Source organism: Streptomyces sp. URMC 123 (assembly GCF_051386515.1).
GTDB lineage: Bacteria > Actinomycetota > Actinomycetes > Streptomycetales > Streptomycetaceae > Streptomyces.
On record NZ_JBPQTV010000446.1, the window covers coordinates 1 to 4,258 of the forward strand.

3 protein-coding genes and 1 pseudogene are annotated in these 4,258 nt (G+C 74.4%); 2 read left to right on the forward strand and 2 right to left on the reverse strand.

The genetic code is table 11. The annotated features are described in order from the left end of the window. Positions 1-122: 122 nt before the first annotated feature. A pseudogene (locus ACSNOD_RS29030) lies at positions 123-671 on the forward strand (SURF1 family protein); the annotation flags it as partial. Between the two features lie 146 nt (positions 672-817). Here ACSNOD_RS29030 and ACSNOD_RS29035 read toward each other — a convergent pair. Next, on the reverse strand, positions 818-2,773 hold the full coding sequence (locus tag ACSNOD_RS29035; RefSeq protein WP_436770052.1) for a S9 family peptidase: 1,956 nt from the start codon (positions 2,771-2,773) through the stop codon (positions 818-820). A 71-nt stretch (positions 2,774-2,844) separates the two neighbouring features. Here ACSNOD_RS29035 and ACSNOD_RS29040 point away from each other — a divergent pair, with 71 nt between their 5' ends. After that, complete coding sequence (locus ACSNOD_RS29040; RefSeq protein ID WP_436770053.1) at positions 2,845-3,753, forward strand: class I SAM-dependent methyltransferase; 909 nt, start codon at positions 2,845-2,847, stop codon at positions 3,751-3,753. Between the two features lie 155 nt (positions 3,754-3,908). Here the strand turns inward: ACSNOD_RS29040 and ACSNOD_RS29045 are convergent, their stop codons facing one another. After that, positions 3,909-4,181 (reverse strand): DUF1876 domain-containing protein, encoded by a 273-nt coding sequence (locus ACSNOD_RS29045; protein WP_436770054.1) that lies wholly within the window; start codon positions 4,179-4,181, stop codon positions 3,909-3,911. Between the last annotated feature and the right edge of the window lie 77 nt (positions 4,182-4,258).

Sequence of the window (4,258 nt, forward strand, 5' to 3'; positions counted from 1 at the left end):
GCCCCGATCCGGGGGAGCGGATCGGGGCCCCGTACCGTGGGGACGTGTACCGGTTCCTGTTGACCCCCCGCTGGTGGGCCATCAACCTCTTCCTCGTCCTCGGCGTGCCCTTCTGCCTTTACATGGGCTCCTGGCAGCTCGGCCGCTTCGAGGACCGCGTGGAGTCCCACCAGTCCCAGCAGAAGTCCCAGGACACGAAGGAACGGGCCGGCGCGAAACCGCTCGCCGAGCTCCTTCCGGTGACCAAGGAGACCTCCGGCCGGATCGCCTCGGCGACCGGCCGGTACGACGCCGCCGCCCAGTACCTCGTGCCCGAGCGCCGGCTGGACGACCGGGACGGCTTCTACGTCGTCACCCTGTTCCGGACCGAGGGCGGGACCGCCCTGCCGGTCGTCCGCGGCTGGCTGCCCGGCGACGCGAGCGCGGCCCAGGCGGCCGGCACCGTACCGGCGCCGCCCCAGGGCACCCGTACCGTCACCGGAGCCCTCCAGGTCTCGGAGAGCAAGGGCACCGGCGGCGGCTCCGCGCTCCCCGCCGGGCAGCTCGGCGTCATCAGCGCCGCCTCGCTGGTCAACCTCGTCCCGTACCAGGTGTACGACGCCTGGATCACCCTCGGCGAGACCACCGACGGGCTGCGCCCCGTGCCGCCCGCGGCGGCGCCCGGCAGCGGCCTGGACCTCAAGGCGTTCCAGAACCTCGGCTACACCGGCGAGTGGTTCGTCTTCTCCGCCTTCGCGATCTTCATGTGGTTCCGGCTGGTCCGCCGGGAGGTGGAGGCCCAGCGCGATCTCGCCCTGGGCCTCCCCCCGGAGGGCACTCAGCCGCCCGCCACCACCGGCGCCACCCCGGCGGCCTCCGCGTCCGCGTCCGCCTCCGCCGTGGCCACCGCCGCCGAAGGCGACACCGCACCCGAAGCCGAAGCCGCCGCCGGCACCGACGCCGTACCCGGCAAGTAGCGCATCGCGAAGTCGATCTCCATCCGGAGCTGCTTGATCCGCTCGTCCACGACGAGCGACCCGTGCCCCGCGTCGTAGCGGTACACCTCGTGCGGCACGCCCCGCTCCGCCAGCGCCCGCACATAGTTCTCCACCTGGCGGATCGGGCAGCGCGGGTCGTTCACCCCCGCCGAGATGTACACCGGCGCCCGCACCCGGTCCACGTGCGTCAGCGGCGAGGACGCCGCGTACCGCTCCGGAACCTCCTCCGGCGAGCCGCCGAAGAGCGTCCGGTCCATCGCCTTCAGCGCCTCCATCTCGTCGTGGTACGCCGTGACGTAGTCCGCGACCGGCACCGCCGCCAGGCCCAGCGACCACGCGTCGGGCTGGACACCGAGCCCCAGCAGCGTCAGATAGCCGCCCCAGGAGCCGCCGGCCAGCACCAGCCGCCGCGGGTCCGCCAGGCCGGAGGCGATCGCCCACTCGCGGACCGCCGCGATGTCCTCCAGCTCGATCAGCCCCACCCGGTGCTTGAGCGCGTCCGTCCACTCCCGGCCGTACCCCGTCGAACCGCGGTAGTTGACCCGGACCACCGCGAAGCCGTGGTCCACCCAGGCCGCCGGGCCGGACGCGAACGCGTCGCTGTCGTGCCAGGTCGGCCCGCCGTGGATGTCGAACACCGTGGGGAAGGGGCCGTCGCCCGCCGGCCGCTGCACCAGCGCGTGCACCCGCCCGCCCGGGCCGTCCACCCACACGTCCTCCACCGGCACCGACGGCGGGGCCGTGAAGCCCGGCGCGTCGAGGACCCGCCGCCCGGTCGTGGAGCGCACCTCCGGCGGCAGCGCCGCCGACGACCACAGATACTCCACCGAGCCGTCGGGGCGGGCCGTGGCCCCCGAGACCGTGCCGGCCGGGGTCTCCACCCGGGTCAGCAGGCCGGACCCCAGGTCGTACCGCCACAGCTCGCTGCGGGCCTCGAAGCTGTGCTCGATCAGCAGCGCGCCGCCGTCCGGGTACCACTCCGCCTGGACGTCGCCCGGCAGCTCGATCGCCGGCTCGCTCACCTCGCCCGTCAGCGGGTCCCACAGCATCGGCTCCCAGCGGCCGCGCCGCTGGTGGCCGACGAGCAGCCGGGTGTCGCCCGGGACCGGCGCGAACCCCAGGACCGAGAGCCCCAGCTCGCGCGTGCCGCCCTCGGTGTCGTCCAGCTCGGCGACCGGCCGCCCGTCGAGGGTCACCACGCGCACCGAGGAGTGCAGCGCGTCACCGTGCTCGGTGTGCTCGATGGCGAGCAGCGACCCGTCGTACGACAGGTCCCCCACTCCCGCGGACTCGGGGTGGCGGTAGATCTCCACCGCCGCCGCGGCGCCGGGCCGCAGCACGTGCAGCGTCGAGCCCTCCTCGTCCGTGGACCGCCCGACGATGGCCGTGCCGTCCCGGCCGAGGGCCAGGCCCGCGGGGTACGAGGGGGCCAGGCCGGGCACCGCCGGTACGTCCGGCCCGCCGCCGAACGGCTGCCGCAGCCAGACGCCGAACTCGTCCCCGTCCGTGTCGTCGAACCACCAGATCCACTCGCCGTCCGGGGACAGCACGCCGTCCGTCGTGCCGTTCGGCCGGTCCGTCACCCGGCGCTGCTCACCGGTGATCCGGTCCCAGGCGTACAGCTCGAAGGTGCCCGTGGCGTTCGACACGAACAGCGATCGGTGGGGCGCGTCCTCCGCCCAGTCGGGCAGCCCGACCCGCGGGGCCCGGAAGCGGAGCTCCCAGTCCGGCATGCCCTCCAGGCCGCGGGGGCGGGGCTGGGTGCCCGGCGTGGCTCCTGTGGTGGTATCGCTCATGGCCCCCATTCTGCGCCGTACGGGCGATATTCGGGTGGCGGGGCCCCCAGCCTGTGGATAACGTGCGACCCGTGCATCCACCGACCGCCCCCGCCGGCGACCGCGGCCCGGTCCCCGACGACGCTCCCGGCGGTGCCTCCGACGCCGCTCCCGACGGCCTTTCCGACGACTGGGACGCGTGGCGCGAGGCCAACCGCGCGCGCTGGGACGAGCGGGTCCCCCTGCACATGGCCAGCGCGTTCTACGACCTCGACGCCTTCCGCGCCGGCAAGGACACCCTGCGCGACTTCGAGGTCGCGGAGGTCGGCGACGTCACCGGCCGCTCGCTGCTCCACCTCCAGTGCCACATCGGCCTGGACACGCTCTCCTGGGCGCGCCGGGGCGCCGCGTCCGTGGTCGGCCTGGACTTCTCCGAGCCGGCTGTCGAGGCCGCCCGGGACCTCGCCGCGGAGCTCGGCCTCACCCCGGACCGCGCCGCGTTCGTCGCGGCCGATGTGTACGACGCGGTCGAGGCCGTCCCCGACACCGCGTACGACATCGTCTACACCGGGGTCGGCGCGCTCTGCTGGCTGCCCGACATCCGGCGCTGGGCGGAGACGGCCGCCTCCCTCGTCGCCCCCGGCGGCTTCCTCTACCTCTCCGAGATCCACCCCGTCGCGGACATGCTCGACGAGGAGACCGGCACCCGCGTCACGTACGACTACTTCAGCCGCGAGCCGTGGATCGACGACACCCCCGGCAGTTACGCGGACGCCGACGCCGCCACGGTCCACAACCGGAGCGTCAGCTGGCAGCACCCCGTCGGCGACGTGGTGTCGGCGCTCGCCGGGGCGGGGCTGCGCGTCGACTTCCTGCACGAGCACGACGTGACGGTGTTCAAGCGCTACGCGGAGCTGGAGGAGCGGGACGGGTACTTCCGCTTCGCGGGGGACCGGCCCCGCGTGCCCCTGATGTACTCGCTGCGGGCATCGCGGGTCTGACACGCGTCACGGGCGGCTGCGGGCGTCGCGGATCTGACGCGCGTCACGGGCGGCTGCGGGCGGCCCGATCTGACGTGCGTCACGGGCGGCCGGGTCCGACGCACGGTCCTGGGCCTCCCGGGCCTTTCCGGGACCCGGCGCCGAGGCACTGATGATCAGACGCGCAGTTGCTGCACCCGCTGATGCGTGTGCGACTCGATGTCCTGAGCGGCGGTGTGCACCAGCTGATGGGTGAGGTCCGACAGGGCCCGGGCCGCGGCCAGCTCGTCGCCGATCGCCGGTACGTTCTCGTCGGCGGGGTTGCAGCGGGCGCTGCCCTCGCCGACCAGGTGATCGGGGGCCTTGCCGGTCAGCCGGGCCTCCGCCCGTACGTCTCTGCCCTCCTCGGTGATGGCCACCTCGACGGTCCACGTCTTGGAAGCAGTCATGGGAAACCCTCCTCGAGCGAGTCCGGCGTCTTTCATTCTCACGCCGCTGCCGGGGCCCCGCACGATGGGCGGGGCCC

Bases quoted from the DNA above. Each gene is read 5' to 3' on its own strand.
- ACSNOD_RS29035 (WP_436770052.1), bottom strand. From the start codon at position 2,773: ATGAGCGATACCACCACAGGAGCCACGCCGGGCACCCAGCCCCGCCCC.
- ACSNOD_RS29045 (WP_436770054.1), bottom strand. From the start codon at position 4,181: ATGACTGCTTCCAAGACGTGGACCGTCGAGGTGGCCATCACCGAGGAG.